We start from the raw sequence: 17,645 nt of genomic DNA on the forward strand, positions 1-17,645 counted from the left end.
GTGACCCTCCTCCGCCGGGCCCTGGCCCCGATCACCTCCCTCGGGTGGACGATCGCCGCGATCGGTGCGGTGTCGTGGTGGGTCGGCGCGCGCCTCGGCTGGGAGGAGCTCCTCATCATCGCCGGGGCGTGCCTCGTCGCCCTGCTCCTGGCGCTGCTCGCCACCGTCGGGCGGTTGGCGCTCCACATCGACGTCGACGTCGAGCCCCCGCGCGTCGTCGTCGGAGGGGACGCCGTGGGGCGCGTCCGGGTCGTGAACCCGCGTGGACGGCTCGCCCTCGGCAGCCGCGTGGAGGTGCCGGTCGGCGCGGGCGTCGCGGTGTTCGAGGTCGGCGCCCTCGGGGCAGGGGAGCGGTACGAGGAGCCCTTCGTCGTACCGACGCACCGACGGTCGATCATCCCCGTCGGGCCCGCCCGCAGCATCAAGGGCGACGCGCTCGGCATCGCCCGGCGCGAGGTCGTGTCGGGCCGGCAGGTCGACCTGTACGTCCACCCCCGCACGACGGTCCTGCCCTCGTTCTCGGCCGGGTGGATCCGGGACCTCGAGGGCCGGACGACGAACGACCTGTCGCCGAGCGACGTGGCGTTCCACACCCTGCGGGAGTACGTCCCGGGCGACGATCGACGTCACATCCACTGGAGGACGACGGCGCGCCTCGGCACGCTGATGGTCCGCCAGTTCGTCGACACCCGCCGGTCCCACCTGGGGATCGTGCTGTCCACCGACGCCACCGACTGGATCGACGACGAGGAGTTCGAGCTCGGGGTCTCGGTCGTGGGCTCCCTCGGGCGCACGGCGCTCGTCGACGAGCAGGAGGTGACGGTGCTCAGCGGGAGCGACGCCCTCGCGTCGCAGACGCCCCAGTCCCTCCTCGACGCGCTGAGCGGCGTGGAGCAGGTGCCCGACGGGCTGCCGCTACGCGAGCTGGCACGTCGCTCCCTCCCCGCGATGCGCTCGGTCAGCGTCCTCGCGCTGGTCGTCGGCTCCGACGTCGACCCCCGCTTCGTCCGCCTGGCGTGCGAGTCCTACGGCTCCCACGTCACCGTCGTGGCGCTGCGGTGCAGGGTGGGCGCCGAGGCGTCACGCCGCCGGATCGGCAACGTCTCCCTGGTCGAGGTCGGCCGCCTCGACGACCTGGCACGGGTCCTGGCGCTGGCGGGGACCGGCCGATGACGGTGCCGCTCGCCACGCGCCTGCGTCCGGGGCGGGCCGACCTGGTCGACCTGGCGTTCAGCGCCGTCCTCGCGGCGCTCGGCGTCGTCGGCTTCCGCACGGTGTTCGCCGGCGGCGAGGAGCTCGTCGTCGGGCTCCCGGCGGTGGTGCTCGGCGTCGCGCTCGGCTACGTGGTGGTCCGGACCCGCCTGCCCGTCCTCGTCGCCTTCGCCGCCTCGATCGTCGTCCTGACGGTGCTCAGCGGACCCCTCGCGCTGCGCCACCGGGCGCTCGGCGGCGTGCTCCCCTCGCTCGACGCCGCGTCCGGCCTCGCCGACGGGATCGTCAACGGCTGGATCCGGCTCCTCACCACGCTGCCCCCGGCGGGGCAGGCCGGCGACCTCCTCGCGATCCCGTACGTCTGCGGGTTCGCCGGCGGGCTGCTCGCCGCCGCGCTGGCCGTCCGCTTCTCGCGGAAGGTCTGGTGCGTGCTCCCGCCCTCGGCCGTGCTGGTCCTCAGCGTCCTCATGGGCACGAAGCGGCCCGCGTCGCTGCTGCTGCAGGGAGTCGTGTTCGGCGCCCTCACGATCACCTGGGTGAGCCTCCGCCACCACCGCGGCCGTGCCGTCAACCAGGCGCCGCCGTCCCGGTCACGGCTCGTCACCGCCGCCGGCCTGGTGGTGCTCGCCGCGCTCGGCGGCGTCGTCGTGGGACCCCGGCTGCCCGGTGCCGACGCCGACGACCGGTTCATCCTGCGCGACGAGGTCGAGCCCCCGTTCGACCCCCTCACCGAGCCGAGCCCGCTCGCCGCGTACCGCAACTACACCGACCAGGACGAGCGCACCGACGAGATCCTCACCGTGCGGGGCCTGCCGGACGGCGCCCGCATCCGCATCGCGTCGATGGACGCCTACAGCGGCACCGAGTGGGAGGCGACGGGGTCCGGGTCGGTCCTCGCCGGCGAGTACCTGCGCGTCGGCGCCGCGATCCCCGACGAGGGCCTCGGCGTCGAGGTCGACGTGTCGGTGGAGGTGCACGAGCCGGAGGGGGTCTGGGTCCCCCTCGCCGGCGACGTGACCCGCCTCGACTTCGACGGTCCGCGCGGCGACGAGCTGGACGACGCCGTCCGCGTCTCGATCCAGACCGACACCGCCGCCGTGCCCGGCCGCCTCCGGCCCGGTGACCGCTACACGTTCAGCGCCCGCTTCGTCGACCTGCCGTCGGCCGACGTCCTCGTCGAGAGCCCGCTCGATCCGCGGTTCCGGCGCGAGGAGGCGGCGGACGTGCCGCAGGAGTTCATCAGCCGGGCCGCGGACTGGGCCGGGGACCAGCCGACTGCGTTCGGCGAGGTGCTCGCCATCGCCGAGGGCCTGAGGACGGAGGGCGCCTACACCGACGGTGGACCGGAGGCGAACCCGGTGAGCCCGCCGGGGCACAGCCTCCGCCGGCTCCTCGACTTCATCGGCGTCGAGCAGCCCTTCGGCAACGGCGAGCAGTTCGCGGCGGCGCAGGGCCTCCTCGCCCAGGCCCGGGGGATCCCCGTGCGCGTGGTCATGGGGTTCCACAACGAGCGGGGCGAGGACGAGATCACCTTCCGCGGCGAGGACATCGAGGCGTGGATCGAGGTGCCCGTCGCCGGCTACGGCTGGGTGGCGGTCGACGGCACCCCGCCCGAGGACCAGCTTCCCGACCCCCTGAAGCAGCCCCGATCGCTCACGGAGAACCCGGAGCCGCAGCCGCCGCCGCCGACCACCATCCCGCCGCCGACGTCGATCCCCGACGAGCTCGATCCCGAGGAGCCCGAGGAGGAGGACGAGGACGACGAGGCGGGCAGCGGCCTCCCCGGCTGGCTGCTCGTCGCCGTCGCCGTGCTCGCCGTGCCCGCCCTGCTGCTCGGCCTTCCCGCCCTGGCGATCGTCCTCCTGAAGGGACGTCGACGCCGTCGTCGTCGCACGACCGGGAGCTCGGTGGACCGGGTCGTCGGCTCGTTCAGCGAGCTCGTGGACCTGACGCGCGATGCGGGCGGGGCGGTGCCGCCGCGCGCCACCCGGAACGAGCAGTCGAAGGTCATGGGCTCCGCCGGCGCGACGACGCTGGCGCGCCGGGCCGATGCCGCGGTGTTCGGGCAGCGCGAGCCGACCCCCGCCGAGGTCGACGCCGCGTGGGAGGAGCTCGCCTCGGCCGAGGGCGCGCTGCGCGCCGAGATGGGTCGCGGCCAGCGCCTGCGGACCGCCGTCAACCTGACGTCCCTGCGGCCGATGCGATGAGCGCCGGGAGGGTCGCCCCGTGCAGCTGATGCTCCGCGTCGAGTCCGAGGGGACCTCGAGGGCGACCGACGTCGTCGCCGTCGTCGAGGCAAACCACACGATCGACGAGCTGCGGCGGGCCCTCGTCGCCCACCCTGGCATCGGTCCGGGGTCGTCGCTGCTCCGACAGGCGACGGGACGGGTGCTCGACCCCGCCGCCACGCTGAGCGAGGTCGGCCTCGTGTCGGGGGAGGTGGTCGTCCTCACCGAGCGGCGGGTCGACAGCGGGGACGCCCGGCCCTCGGCGCTCGTCCGGATCGAGGCCGTCGGCGGCCCGGCCTCGGGCTGGCGCGCCGAGCTCGCGCCCGGCACCTACACGCTCGGCCGACCGTGGAGCCGGGCCGAGTCGGACCCCGCCTACCGCGCCATCCCCGACGCGGCGATCTCGCGCGCCCACGTGCAGGTCACGGTCGCCGAGGACCTGACCGTCACGATCGTCGAGAGCCCCGAGGCCACCAACCCCCTGCTCGTGGACGGGCAGCCGGTCGACGGCCCGGTGGCGGTGGGGCTCGGCACCGAGCTGCGGCTCGGCGACTCCGTCCTCGCGTGCCACCCGGTCGATGCCCTCCCGGAGGCCCGCATCGACCAGCTGGGCCAGGTGGCGTTCCACCGGACGCCGCTCCGGCCGGCTCGTCCGGTCGAGGTCACGCTCCCTCCGATCAACAAGGTGCCCGCAGCACCCGAACCCCCGCGGTTCTCGTGGATGACCATGGCAGCCCCCGCCGTCGGCGGCCTGCTGATGGCGGTGGTCATGCAGCGTCCGCAGTTCCTGTTCTTCGCCCTGCTCTCGCCGCTCATGGCGGTGGCGAACCACTTCGAGAACAAGCGGCGCAACCGTGACCGTGCCGTGCGCGACCTGGCGACCTTCGAGACCCGCCTGGCCGAGCGCACCGAGGCCTACGCCGCGGCCTACGCCGAGGAGGAGACGGCCCGGCTGGCCGCGGCACCCGACATCGCCGACCTGCGCCGGCGGGCCGAGCGCCGCGACCGGTCGCTGTGGTCGCGGGGGCGGGACATCCCCGAGTTCCTGACGCTGCGCGTCGGGACGGGTGCGGTGGCGTCGCTCATCACCGCGGAGCACTCGTCGGAGGGCGACCCGGAGCTCGTCGCCCGGCTCGAGGAGTTGGAGGACCGCTACCGCGGCTTCGAGCGGATGCCGGTGACCGTGCCGCTCCAGGAGCTCGGCGTGATGGGCGTGCACGGCCCGCGCCGGGAGGTCGCGTCGCTCGCGAAGGCCCTCCTGATCCAGGCCGTGTGCCTGCACAGCCCCGAGGACCTCGTCGTCGCCGCCGCGGCCTCGACGGAGATGGACCTCGCCAGCTGGTTGCGGTGGGTGCCGCACACCCACGCCACGGGCTCGCCGATCGGCGGGCCGCACCTGGCGACCGATCGACGTTCGACCGACCAGCTCCTCCAGGCGGTCATCGACGTGGCCGAGTTCCGCGAGGCCAGCACCGAGCACGGCGTCGACCGCCGGTGGCCCTGGGTGCTGCTGGTGCTCGACCGCCTCATCGACCCCGATCCCCGCCTGGTGGCCCAGCTCCTCGACCGGTGCCCCGAGGTGGGCATCTCGGTGCTCTGGCTGAGCGACACCGCCGACCGGGTCCCGCCCCAGTGCCGCGTGGTCGCCGAGCTCGCCGATCGGCTGGAGGTGGGCGCGGAGCAGCTCTCGAAGATGTGGTTCACCGACCCCGAGACGCCCACCAGCTGGTTCTCGGCCGACGGCGTCGACCGATCGCTGCCCGACCTGGTCGCGCGGGCGCTCGCCCCGCTGCGCGACGCGTCGTCCACGAGCTCCACGTCGTCGATCCCCCGGGTCGTGCCGCTCTTCGCCGCCCACGGCGTCGACGACGTCACGCCGGCGTGGATCCAGCAGGAGTGGGCGGTCGATCGCCGGGGCGAGGGGGGGTACGCGATCGAGACCGTCGTCGGCACCGGCGCCGACGGACCGCTGCGGCTCGACATGGTGTCCGACGGACCTCACGGGCTCATCGGCGGCACCTCCGGCGCGGGCAAGAGCGAGCTCATCCAGTCGCTCGTGGCCGGGCTCGTCGCCTTCCAGTCGCCGCGCGACGTGGCCCTGATGTTCATCGACTTCAAGGGCGGGTCGGCGAGCGAGGTGTTCAAGGACCTTCCCCACATCGCCGGGCGGGTCACCGACCTCGACGAGTCGCTGGCCCTGCGGGCCCAGGTCTCGCTGCGGGCCGAGCTGCGGCGGCGGGTCGCGCTCTTCAGCGAGCTGGCCGCCAAGGACATGGCGGAGATGCGTCGGCTCCACCCCGACCAGGCGCCGCCGTCGCTCGTGATCGTCATCGACGAGTTCGCCACCCTCGTGAAGCAGCTGCCCGACTTCGTCGCCGACATCATCGACATCGCCCAGCGGGGTCGCAGCTACGGCGTCCACCTCATCCTCGCCACGCAGCGTCCCTCGGCGTCGGTCGACGACAACATCCTCGCCAACACGAACCTGCGGATCTCGCTGCGGATGCTCGACCGGGCGGAGTCGATGAGCATCCTCAACGCGCCCGACGCGGCCGAGATCCCCGTGCCGCTGAAGGGACGGTCGATCGCCCGCCTCGGCCCCGGCAACCTGGTCGAGTTCCAGTCGGCGTACTGCAGCGCGCCGCTGGCGACGACGAGCGGACGCCCCCCGATCGAGATCCTCCCGCTCGGGCTCGACGGCACGATCGACGCCGCGTCCCGCCCGGCGGTGAGCACGCCGGGCGGGCCCGAGCCGCGCACGCAGCTCGACGCGCTGATCGACGCCATCCGCGCCCTCGGCCACCCCCCGGTCCGCCAGATCTGGAACGAGCTGCTCCCGGAGCAGCTGCCGTTCACCACCGTCGACGCCATGCGGCGGGTCCCCGGCTACGAGCGCGACCCGGGACGGCTCGTCCTGCTCGGCGCCGCCGACGACCCCGCGAACCAGCGCCAGCACGCCAGCGTGGTCGACCTGGCGAGCGGCGGGGGCCTGCTCGTGATCGGCACCGGCGGTTCGGGCAAGACGACGGTCCTCCGCACGGCGGCGGCGAGCGCCTCGCTCGACGACATGCGCAGCGGCGGAGGCCACGTGGCCCTCTTCGTCCTCGACTTCTCGTCGGGGGAGCTGCGATCGCTCACCGCCCTCCCGCAGTGCTGCGGCGTCGGCACGCTCGACGACCTCGAGGCCACCACGCGGATCATCGAGACCCTCGACGCCGAGGTGGCTCGCCGCCGGGCCCTGCCGTCGGATGCTCCCGGCTCGGAGCGGGGCCCCACCGTCCTCCTGCTCGTCGACGGCTACGCCAACCTGATCGAGGCGCTCCAGAACACCCGTGGGGGCCAGGAGCAGACGTCGGACCAGTGGCTCTCGTCGTTCCACCGCGTCGTGCTCGACGGCCGGCAGGTCGGCGTCCACGCGGTGATGACCGCCGACCGGGCCGGAGCGGTGCGCAGCGCGATCTTCGCCAGCATGACCCGCCGCCTCGTCCTCCGGCAGGTCGACCCCGCGGAGACCAACGCCCTCGGCGTGCCGAGCACCCAGTCGTTCGGTCCCGGTGCCGGGTACCTCGACGGCCTGCGCATCCAGGTCGCGACGCTGGGCGGGCCCGACGTCGACGAGGCGACGGCGCTCGCGTCGTTCGCCGGGATCATCGACGTGTCGCCGCCGGACCTGCTCGGGGCGCCGCTGCCGGCGACGATCCCGCGTCCGGCGCGCCCGCCCCGGCGCGGGGCGCGCGACGGCGTCGTCGGGATCGCCGACATCTCCGGCGACGAGGTGCCGTTCGACCTGACCAACCTCGACGTGCTCGTCACCGGGCCGCCGCAGTCGGGCAAGTCGTGGGCGCTGCGGTCGATGGCCGAGCAGGTCGAGGCCGCCGGCGCCACCGTCTACGCGATCGGCGCCGAGGACTCGGGCCTGCGGCGCTTCCCCTGGGCGGCGTGCGCGTGGGGCGCCGCCGACGCCCAGACGCTCCTCGGCACGATGAAGGCCGAGCTCGAGTTCCCCGGCCGGGAGGCGGTCGTCGTGATCGACGACCTCGACCTGCTCGAGGGGCCGGCGTTCGACGGAGCGGTGATGGGGCTGGGCCCCAACCGGTCGATCCGCTTCCTCGGGTCGTCGACCTCGTTCGGGTACTCGAACAACGAGGTCGTGAAGCGGGTGCGGGCGGCCCGCCAGGTCCTGTACCTGCAGCCGTCGAGCTCCCGCGAGGTGGCCGAGACCATCGGCGTGATGCGCCTGCCGCTCCTCCGGCTCGGGCTCCAGATGCCACCCGGACGTGGGATGTTCGTCCGCAACCGGGTGCCCACGGTCGTCCAGACCTACCTGCCCGACGGCGTCCACGCCGAGGGCTGACCCGGGGCGCGCGGCGCACGGCGCGAGGGGGGAGTTGTCCCCCCGTGGTGGGGGTTCTCGGTGTGGGGGGTGGTTGTTAGGTTCGCCGCTGTTGGTGCTGTTGGTCGTCGTTCCCGGTGGTGCCGGGGTGAGGAGTGGTGTGGTGTCGGATGTGCGTGTGAACCCGCCGTCGGTGCGGGCCTACGGTCAGTCGGCTCAGGAGATGTTCGGGTCGATCCGGACGTCGTTGGAGGCGTTGGTGTCCGATGCGGTGTCGGTGGACTACTACGGGCCGAACGCGGTGGCGTTCAAGACCAAGTGCGGGCAGTTGGCGACGGAGCTGGCGAACGCGTTGACCCAGGACATGACCAAGATCGCCGATGCGGTGCGGTCGACGACGTCGAACATCGCGGCGTCGTTGGGTGGTGGTCCGGTGGACATCGCGTTCAACGGGTCGACGATCTCGGCGCCGGCGGTGCCGGCGGGTGATGAGTCGGTGGGGGCGAACCTGCCGGCTCTGGAGGGGATGAAGTCGACGGCGTCGTCGCACTTCTCGGCGATCTCCGAGCAGTTCTCGAACCACTTGTCGGCGTTGCAGAACACCGATTGGGTGGGGACGGCGAAGGACAACGCGGTGGGGGCGGTGTCGGGGTTCACGAGCTCGGCGCAGTCCAAGGTGCAGGAGGCCAACACCGAGATGGCCACCTACATCGACAAGCAGATCGACGAGATCAACAAGGCCAACAAGTAGGCCCCGCCCACCCGCACCGCGACACGAGAGGCATCCCGGACAGATGACGGTCACCAGCGCGAACCCCGTCGACCTCGCCACGTTCGTCGACGGCTCGTCCTCGGCGGTGTCGAGCGCGGCGACCCGGTTGGACACCGTGGCGGCGAAGGCCAACGCGGTGTCCGGCGCGTGCTCGTTCCAGCACCCCTCGACCCCGTCGCTCGCCGCCGCCGGTGAGCTGCTGCAGTCGTGGCAGACGAACGCCGACTTCGTCGCCACCGTGCGCGAGCAGCTCGTGCTCGCCAACCGCTTCGACGGGGACGGCGTCGTGTCGGTGGCGGCCGCCGACGTCGACGCCGCGCTCGCGGCACGGGGTCTGGACACCGCCCCGGGACCCATCGACGTCGCCGCGGTGGAGATGTTCGGGCAGCCGCCGTACTCCGGCTTCCGTGACGACCCGATCTGCATGGCGAACGGCAACTTCCTGCTGCGCGACGGCGACCTCGCCATGTACGGCGTGGCCGCCTCGCTCGCGGTCGTCCGGGCGTACAACTCGCTCGACCGCCGCGACGGCGTGTTCGGCCCCGGGTGGACGTCGCTCGTCGACGTGAGCCTGGCGGTCGAGGACGGGCGCGTCACCTTCCGCGGGCCGGACGGCGGCGGCAGCGTCTTCCACCGCTCGGCCGACGACGGCTCGTGGCTCGGCGGCCGTCGACGCGGCCACGAGCTGGTCGAGGCGGACTCGGGGTGGATCGTGCAGGAGGGGCGCGAGCGCAGCTGGCGCTTCGATGCCGACGGGTCCTGCACCGGGTTCACCGCGGTCGCCGCCGAGGTCGCGATCGATCGCACCGCGGAGCGGGTGCGCCTCACCGACGCCACCTCCGGCCGGTGGGTCGAGCACCGCATCGACCCGTCGCTCCGGCGCGTCGTGGAGGCCATCACGTCCGACGGGCGGACCGCGGCCTACCGCTACGACGGCGACGGCCGCCTCGTCGCGGTGGCACGACCCGACGGCGACGTCACCTACGCACACGACGATTCCGGCTTCCTCGCCGAGGTCCGCGACGCCGACGGGATCCTCGTCTGCGCCAACGAGTACGACCGTGGCGGGCGGGTGCTGTCCCAGGTCGACGGACGCGGTCGCACCACGAGCTACGAGTACCGCCCCGACGGGGTGTCGGTCGACGTCGCCGACGACGGTGGACCGCCGAACGTGATGGTCCACGACCGCCGCGGCCGCATGACCGCGATGATCGACGGTCTCGGCAACACGATGCGCATCGCGTACGACGACGACGACAACATCGTCCAGGTCGTCGATCGCACCGGGGCCATCACCCGCTTCTCCCACGACCTGCGGGGCAACCTCATCGCCCGCACCGACCCCGACGGCCTGCGCCACACCTGGGACCGGGACGAGCAGGACCGCGTCGTCGCCGACACCGACCGCGCCGGGGCGACGACCACCTACGAGTACGACGGCGACGACCGCGAGCCGAGCCGCGTGGTGTTCGCCGACGGCACCGAGCTCCACGTCGAGCTCGGCCCCCTCGGCCTTCCCACGGGGGTCGTCGACGCCGACGGCGTGTCGATCCGCCTCGAGTGGAACCGCGACGGGCTCCTCGACGCGATCGCCGACGGCCTCGGCAACCGCATCACGTTCGAGTACGACGCCGCCGGGCGCACGGTGGGCGTCGAGGCCCCCGAGGGCATCGCCGCCACCGTGGAGCTCGACGCCGCGGGCCGGGTCGTCGCGCTCCGCGACGGCGACGGGCTGCGCACCTTCGAGCACACCGCAGCCGGACGGCTGGCGGGCGGCCTGTCGGTCGCCGGTTCGCCCTGGCGTGCCGTGCGCGACGCCGCCGGCGACGTCGCCGCCCTCGCCGACGCCCGTGGCGTGCTCGTCGCCTACGAGCGCGACGCGGTGGGGCGCGCCGTGGCCACGACCGCGCCGGACGGCGGCCGCACGACCGTCGAGCACGATCCCCTCGGTCGGCAGGTCGTCACCATCGATCCGGCGGGAGGACGCACCGAGGTCGAGCTCGACCCCGAGGGTCGTCCCGTCCTCGTCACCGACCCGACGGGACGCACCTGGTCCCGCGACGTCGACGTCCTCGGCCGCACGACGATGTCGGTGGCTCCCGACGGGGCCACGACCCTCCTCAGCTACCACCCGAACGGCCAGCTCGCGACCCACACCGACCCGGCGGGGCACCAGTGGACCTACGACGTCGACCGCATGGGTCGCGTGGTGGCGGCCACCGATCCGGCCGGGCGCACCACCACGTACGGCTACACGCCAGGAGGGCGCCTGGCGGAGATCCGCAGCCCCCTCGGGCGCACCGAGCGGCGCGCGTACGACGCCGCGGGCCGCCTGGTCCGCATCGTCGAGCACGACGGCACCGAGGTGGTTCTCGAGCGGCGGGCCGACGGTGCCGTGGCTCGGGTGCGGCGCGACGGCGTGGTCAGCACGTTCGAGTACGACGTCGCCGGTCGCCTGGCCGCCATCGCCGGGCCGTTCGGTGCCTACAGCACCGAGCGGACGTCGGGCGTCGCGACCTCCGGCCTGAGCCACGGCGCCGCCGCCGCGGTGGTCGAGTACGACGACCGCGGCCTGCCCCTCCGGGTCACCGATCCGGCGGGCGTCGTCACCGAGGTCGAGCACGACGACGTCGGGCGGGTCGCCGCCTACACGACGGGCGACACGACCGCTCTCCTGGAGTGGGACGTCGCCGGGCACCTGGCCCGCGTCACCGACGCCTACGGGAGCAGCACGACGTTCGTGCGCGATGCCCGCGGCGCCGTCGAGCGCCTGATCGGGCCGGAGGGCTCCGAGATCGTCCGCTCGTTCGACGCCGCCGGTCGCCTCACGGGCGCGACGGACGCGGAGGGCACCCCGCTGCTCGACGTGGAGCACGACGCCAACGGCCGGATGGTGGGGGCGACGGCCGGCGACGCCCTCCTGCGCATCCGTCGCGACGAGGTCGGCCGCCCGGTCGAGGTCGGAACCGATGCCGGCCGCGTCACCTACGCCCGCGACGCCGACGGCTACCTGACGGGGCTGGGTGACGGCGCCGGGTTCCAGGTCGCCCTCGACCGCCGCGACGACGGCCGCCTCGTCGGGTTCACCTGGCGTGGCCGCCGCGTCGACCTGCCGGCCGAGCTCGACCTCGGACGCGACGACGACGGTCGCATCACCCTCGACGAGCACGGCCGGCGCTTCGGCTACGACCTCGCGGGGCGACTGGCCGAGGCCACCGTCGGGTCGTCCACGACCACGTACGGCTACGACGACCGTGGGCTGCTCGCCACCGAGCGCACCGACGGCGGCGTGCGCACCCATCGCTACGGTCGGGCCGGCGAGCTGCTCGCCACCGTCGACCCCGACGGCACCGAGACCACCTACGAGTACGACCGCAGCGGCCGCCGCGTCGCCGAGGTCCGCTCCGACGGGAGCAGGGTCGCGTACCGCTGGAACGCGCTCGGCCGCCTCGTGGGCGTGCACCGCACCGCCGCCGACGGGACCGAGGTCCAGCGCGACATCCGGCGCGACCCGGTCGGTCGCCCGGTGTCGGTCGACGGCATCCCCATCCTCTGGGACAGCGAGGCCACCGGCAGCCTCCTCGGGATCGGCGACGAGCGCTACCTCTGGTGGGGCAACCGGGTCCTCGTCGCCACCGACCCCGACGCCGGCTGGGACCGCCGCACCACCGACGACCCCTGGGGGTTCGACGGTGGCACCGGCGTCCGCCTCGGCTTCCGAGGCGAGCTGGCGGTCGACGACCTCCTGCTTCTCGGTGACCGGGCCTACGACACGCGCACCCGGACCTTCCTCAGCCGGGACCCGATGCCGCCGGTCCTCGGCGAGCTCGCGGTGGGCGGCCCGTACGTCTACGCCTGGAACGACCCGGTCAACCTCGTCGACCCCACCGGCCGCCGGCCGATCAGCGACGAGGACTACGCGGCGATGCGGGAGCAGGCTGCCAAGGGCATGTTCGAGAAGGCGTGGGACGCCGTCTCGCAGGACCCGTGGACCTACCTCGCCAAGGCGGCGATCGTCGTCGGCGGCGTCGTGGTCATGGCGGTCGCGACGGCCACCCTCGGGCCGGTCGGCGTCATCGCCGCCGGAGCGGTGGTCGGCGCCCTCTCCTCGGGGCTCAACGCCCGACTGGACGGCAAGTCGTGGGAGGACACCGGGCGGGAGGCCTTGCTCGGCGGGGTGACGGGCGCGGTGGGCGCCGGCTTCGGCGTCGGCGTCAGCTCGGCGGTCACCCGGTTCGTGCCGCCGTCGGTGATGAGCAGCACCGGCTCGCGCCTCGCGGTGAACGCGGGTTCGGGGGCGGTCCAGAACTACCCGATGGCGATCGGATCCGAGGCGCTCAACTCGTTCACGCCGGGTGGCGACGGCCAGATGGACTGGGGCGGAGCGGTTCGCCAGGCGACCATGGACACGGTTATCGGCGTGGGCTCGAGCGAGGTGCAGCACCGCGCCCTCGACGGGCTCGGCGATCCCTCGGGCGCCTTCGACGGGGAGACCCCGGAGTCGCTGCTCCCGAACCCCGTCCGCGACAACTGGGACATCAACCACGCCACCCAGGCCGACCTGGAGAGCGTGCCCGGCATCGGTCCGCGGACGGCGGAGCGGATCATCCAGTACCGCGAGTCGGTGCGGGGCCTCGACGCCGAGAGCCTCACCGACGTGCCCGGCGTCGGACCGGCCCGGGCCCGTGCCCTCATCGAGGCCGGGGCGGTCTGACCCCCGGGGGAGTTGTCCCCCCGTGGTGGGGGTTCTCGGTGTGGGGGGTGGTTGTTAGGTTCGCCGCTGTTGGGTGTTGGTCGTCGTTCCCGGTGGTGCCGGGGTGAGGAGTGGTGTGGTGTCGGATGTGCGTGTGAACCCGCCGTCGGTGCGGGCCTACGGTCAGTCGGCTCAGGAGATGTTCGGGTCGATCCGGACGTCGTTGGAGGCGTTGGTGTCCGATGCGGTGTCGGTGGACTACTACGGGCCGAACGCGGTGGCGTTCAAGACCAAGTGCGGGCAGTTGGCGACGGAGCTGGCGAACGCGTTGACCCAGGACATGACCAAGATCGCCGATGCGGTGCGGTCGACGACGTCGAACATCGCGGCGTCGTTGGGTGGTGGTCCGGTGGACATCGCGTTCAACGGGTCGACGATCTCGGCGCCGGCGGTGCCGGCGGGTGATGAGTCGGTGGGGGCGAACCTGCCGGCTCTGGAGGGGATGAAGTCGACGGCGTCGTCGCACTTCTCGGCGATCTCCGAGCAGTTCTCGAACCACTTGTCGGCGTTGCAGAACACCGATTGGGTGGGGACGGCGAAGGACAACGCGGTGGGGGCGGTGTCGGGGTTCACGAGCTCGGCGCAGTCCAAGGTGCAGGAGGCCAACACCGAGATGGCCACCTACATCGACAAGCAGATCGACGAGATCAACAAGGCCAACAAGTAGCGAGTGGGCCGAACGCGCAGGAGGGATCACGCATGACGACCGGCGACGCGGTCGGGTTCGACTTCGAGGGCAGCCTCCAGCTGGCCCGCCAGCTGTGGCAGCTCGCCGACCTGATCCAGTCCGAGGACGCCGACCGCGAGGTGGACGCCGACACGGCCACGGCCAAGTTCGAGGGGCCCCACGCCGACTCGTTCGTCGCCCGGCGCGAGCAGGAGCGCACCAGCCGCACGACGGTGATCAGCGCCCTGCGCGACGACGCGCGCAACTGGGCCGAGGCGTGGGCCACGGCCATGGACCAGCAGAACAAGAACAACCGGGCGGCCCGGGTCGAGGAGATCCGCGAGAACCGCGGGGCGCTCGAGAGGTTCGGCGACCTGTTCGTCGGCGACGACTCCGACGAGCAGGTGCCGATGCCCGATCCCGTCGCGGTGCCGTCCGCCCCCGACTTCGCGCCGACGGCGACGCCGAACGTCTACTGACTAGAGGTGCACCGACGAGTGCCAGCGGTGGATCACCGCGGCGTCGCCGAACACCTCGAGCCGGCTGACGGGGATCCGGCCGAACATCACGAGCGCCAGGTCCGACGCCGGGCCGCGCAGGGCGACGTCGCCCTTGCCGTGGGCCCGCTCGACCGAGATGTCGGTGCCGCCGAGGGCGACCGTCCACTCGCCCTCGGTATCGGTGGCGTGCAGGTGGATCGTGACCGGCGGATCGGGCCACGGGTGGCGCTCCAGGCGCCGGGGGACGAAGACCTCGAACATCTCGTCGACGATGTCGACGGCGTGGTCGGCGGGGAACGCCTCGGGGCTCGTCACCGTCGCCTGGGCGTCCCACCGGTGCACCGCCGTCTCGTGGGCGGCACGGCGGGCCCAGAAGCTGGCGGGCCGGGGGCCGAACCAGGATGAGGTCGGGTGGTCGGGGCCCACCTGCTCGAGGAGGTCGGCGAGCTCGTCGACGCCGTCGATCATCCAGTCGACGAGGTCGTCGGGGTCCTGCGGGAGCTCGACCTTGGGCGGCGGCTGCAACGCCTCGGGATCGGTGGTGGCGACCTGGGCGATCTGCCAGCGGTGGACCGACCCGAGGTGGTGGTAGAGGTCGACGAGCGTCCAGCCCGGACACGTCGGCACGTCGAGGTCGGCCGGGACGACCGCGACGAGCGCGTCGCCGTCACGGCGCAGCGCCTCGATCCACCCCTCGACGTCCACGGGGTCAGTCTGGCAGGCGGGTGCCCGACACCGGGCGATGACCGTCGACGCGCTCCGTGCGGGGCGGCAGGTCCCATCCGGGCAGGAGCCGGGGCCCGACCTCGAGGACGGCCATCCCGACGAGGGCGCACACCGCCCCGAGGGTCCAGTGCTCGGTGTCGGGGAGGGTGAGGGCGAAGAACTCCTGGACCGGTCCCCAGGTGAGGGCGACGAGGTAGCCGCCGACCATCGCGGCGAGCAGCACGATCCGGTAGGTGTTCAGCGGCCGGCAGAGCAGCCCGAGGATGTAGAGGCCGAGGGCCAGCAGCACGCACACGGCGAGCGTCCGCGCCTCGTCGAGCTCGACGCCGGTGCGGTCCCGGACCTCGGAGTAGGCGACCCAGCTGGCGAGACCGGCGACGACCCCCGAGGGGATGGCGAAGCGGACGACGCGACCCACGAACCCCGGCACGGCCCGGCGCACGTTGGGCTCCAGCGCGAGGAAGAAGCCCGGGATCCCGATGCTGAACGTGCCGACGATCGTGAGGTGCCGCGGCAGGAACGGGAACGGCACCGAGAACAGCCCGGTCAGGGCGGCGAGCAACACGGCGTAGGCCGCCTTGGCCACGAAGACGTTGGCGACCCGCTCGATGTTGTTGATCACCCGTCGGCCCTCGGCGAGGACGGTGGGCAGGGTGGCGAACGCGTTGTCGAGCAGGACGAGCTGGGCCACGGCCCGGGCCGACGCGCTGCCGGCCCCCATGGCGATGCCCATGTCGGCGTCCTTCAGGGCGAGGACGTCGTTCACGCCGTCGCCGGTCATCGCCACCACGTGGCCGTGGCGCTGGAGCGCGCCGACCATCGCCCGCTTCTGGTGGGGCGTCACCCGGCCGAACACGGTGGTGCCGTCGAGGACCGTCGCCAGCTCCTCCTCGTCGTCGGGCAGGTCCCGTGCGTCCATCGGGGGCCCGAGCGCGTCGATGCCGGCGCGCCCGGCGACCGCGGCGACCGTCGCCGGGTGGTCGCCGGAGATGACCTTCAGCGTGATCCCCTGGTCGGAGAAGTACCGCAGGATCTCCTCGGCGTCCGGCCGCACCTGGTCCTCGAGCAGCACGAGGGCGACGGGGGCCACGCCGTGCGGGAGGGCCCCGTCGCGGTGCGACTGGTCGAGCGCGAGGTCGGCCCGGGCGAGCAGGACGATGCGGCGACCGGCGTCGGCGTGGCGTGCGACCTCGTCCCGGCAGCGCTCGACCTGGTCGCCGGCGTCGGCTGCCGCTCCCTCGAGGACGACCTCCGGGGCGCCGAGCACCCAGCAGCCGCGCCCGTCGAAGTCGGCGGCCGACCACTTGCGCGCCGACGAGAACGGGATGACGGTCCTCGGCGACCAGTCGTGCGGAGCGGCGAGGACCTCTCCGATCGCGGCGAGGGTGGCGTTCGGGTTGGGGTCGGCGGCGACGAGCGCGCCGAGCGCGGCGTGGACCTCGTCCACCCCCGTGAGGTCGTCGGCGAGGAGGACCACGTCGGTGTAGGCGATCTCCCCGGTGGTGATCGTCCCCGTCTTGTCGAGGCACAGCGTGTCCACCCGTGCGAGCAGCTCGACCGAGGCCAGCTCCTTGGCGAGCGCCTTGCGTCGGGCCAGGCCGAGGATCCCGACGATGAAGGCGATGCTCGTCAGCAGGACCAGCCCGTCGGGGACCATGGCGACCGCGGCAGCGACCGTGCCACGGAGCGCCTCGCGCCACTCGTCCTCGGCGGACAGGAGCGAGGCGAGCAGGAGCACCGAGACCGGCGGGATGATGACGACGAGCCAGCGCAGGATGAGGTTGATGCCGCGCCGCAGCTCGGAGTGCGCGAGCTGGAAGCGCCGGGCTTCCTCGGCCAGCGCCGCGGCGTAGGACTCGGCGCCGATCCGGGTCGCCCGGTAGTAGCCGGATCCGGCTGCGACGAAGGAGCCCGACATGACCTGGTCGCCCTTCTCCTTCAGGACCGGGTCGGACTCGCCGGTCAGGAGGGATTCGTTCGCCTCGAGCCCGTGGCTGACGAGGACCTCGCCGTCGACGACGATCTGGTCGCCGGGCTGGAGCTCGAGGACCTCGTCGGCGACGACGCCGGAGATGCCGATCTCGGCCACGTGGCCGTCGCGCACGACGCGGGCACGGGGGGCGTTGAGCACCGCGAGCCGGTCGAGCTCCCTCTTCGCCCGCAGCTCCTGCACGATGCCGATGACGCTGTTGCTGATCACGACGCCGGCGAAGAGGGCGTCGGGCCCCGGCGCGGCGATCATGATGAGCACGAACATCACGCTGATGATCCCGTTGACCGGGGTGAGCACGTTGGCCCGCACGATCTGGCCGACCGTGCGGGTGGGGGTGTCGGGGACGAGGTTGATGCGCCCGTCTCGGGTGCGTTCCTCGACCTCGTCGGCCGTCAGGCCGTGGAGCGGGGGGGCGTGCGGGGCCATCCGGTGCCGAAAGCTACACGGGGCCCCGCAGCCCC

Annotated in this window: 9 protein-coding genes; 7 read left to right on the forward strand and 2 right to left on the reverse strand. The window is 73.4% G+C overall.

Annotated elements, in window-relative coordinates; genetic code table 11:
- The 7 genes from GH723_RS00090 to GH723_RS00120 all read left to right on the forward strand — a co-directional run bounded on the left by GH723_RS00090 (position 1) and on the right by GH723_RS00120 (position 14,444).
- Positions 1-1,173: a DUF58 domain-containing protein gene (locus GH723_RS00090; RefSeq protein WP_153757742.1), complete on the forward strand. Its 1,173-nt coding sequence runs from the start codon at positions 1-3 to the stop codon at positions 1,171-1,173.
- Positions 1,170-3,419 carry a transglutaminase-like domain-containing protein gene (locus tag GH723_RS00095; RefSeq protein WP_153757743.1) on the forward strand — a complete coding sequence of 750 codons (2,250 nt, stop codon included), beginning with the start codon at positions 1,170-1,172 and terminating at the stop codon, positions 3,417-3,419. The genes GH723_RS00090 and GH723_RS00095 overlap by 4 nt, the downstream gene beginning before the upstream one ends.
- Positions 3,420-3,447: 28 nt before the next feature.
- On the forward strand, positions 3,448-7,794 hold the full coding sequence (locus GH723_RS00100) for an FtsK/SpoIIIE domain-containing protein (protein WP_229023237.1): 4,347 nt from the start codon (positions 3,448-3,450) through the stop codon (positions 7,792-7,794).
- 142 nt (positions 7,795-7,936) lie between these two features.
- Positions 7,937-8,524, forward strand: a complete 588-nt coding sequence (locus tag GH723_RS00105) for a hypothetical protein (RefSeq protein WP_153757745.1) — start codon at positions 7,937-7,939, stop codon at positions 8,522-8,524.
- 43 nt (positions 8,525-8,567) lie between these two features.
- Complete coding sequence (locus GH723_RS00110; protein WP_153757746.1) at positions 8,568-13,259, forward strand: DUF6531 domain-containing protein; 4,692 nt, start codon at positions 8,568-8,570, stop codon at positions 13,257-13,259.
- Positions 13,260-13,377: 118 nt separating this feature from the next.
- A complete protein-coding gene (locus GH723_RS00115; protein WP_153757745.1) occupies positions 13,378-13,965 on the forward strand; it encodes a hypothetical protein in 588 nt (195 codons plus the stop codon).
- A gap of 32 nt (positions 13,966-13,997) precedes the next feature.
- Positions 13,998-14,444 carry a hypothetical protein gene (locus GH723_RS00120; protein ID WP_153757747.1) on the forward strand — a complete coding sequence of 149 codons (447 nt, stop codon included), beginning with the start codon at positions 13,998-14,000 and terminating at the stop codon, positions 14,442-14,444.
- On the opposite strand, the gene GH723_RS00125 is transcribed toward GH723_RS00120, so the two are convergent.
- Complete coding sequence (locus tag GH723_RS00125; RefSeq protein WP_195210426.1) at positions 14,445-15,170, reverse strand: maleylpyruvate isomerase family mycothiol-dependent enzyme; 726 nt, start codon at positions 15,168-15,170, stop codon at positions 14,445-14,447.
- A 4-nt stretch (positions 15,171-15,174) separates the two neighbouring features.
- On the reverse strand, positions 15,175-17,610 hold the full coding sequence (locus GH723_RS00130; protein WP_153757749.1) for an HAD-IC family P-type ATPase: 2,436 nt from the start codon (positions 17,608-17,610) through the stop codon (positions 15,175-15,177).
- Positions 17,611-17,645 lie beyond the last annotated feature (35 nt).

This window comes from Actinomarinicola tropica, from assembly GCF_009650215.1.
In the GTDB taxonomy this organism is placed as follows: Bacteria; Actinomycetota; Acidimicrobiia; order Acidimicrobiales; family SKKL01; genus Actinomarinicola; species Actinomarinicola tropica.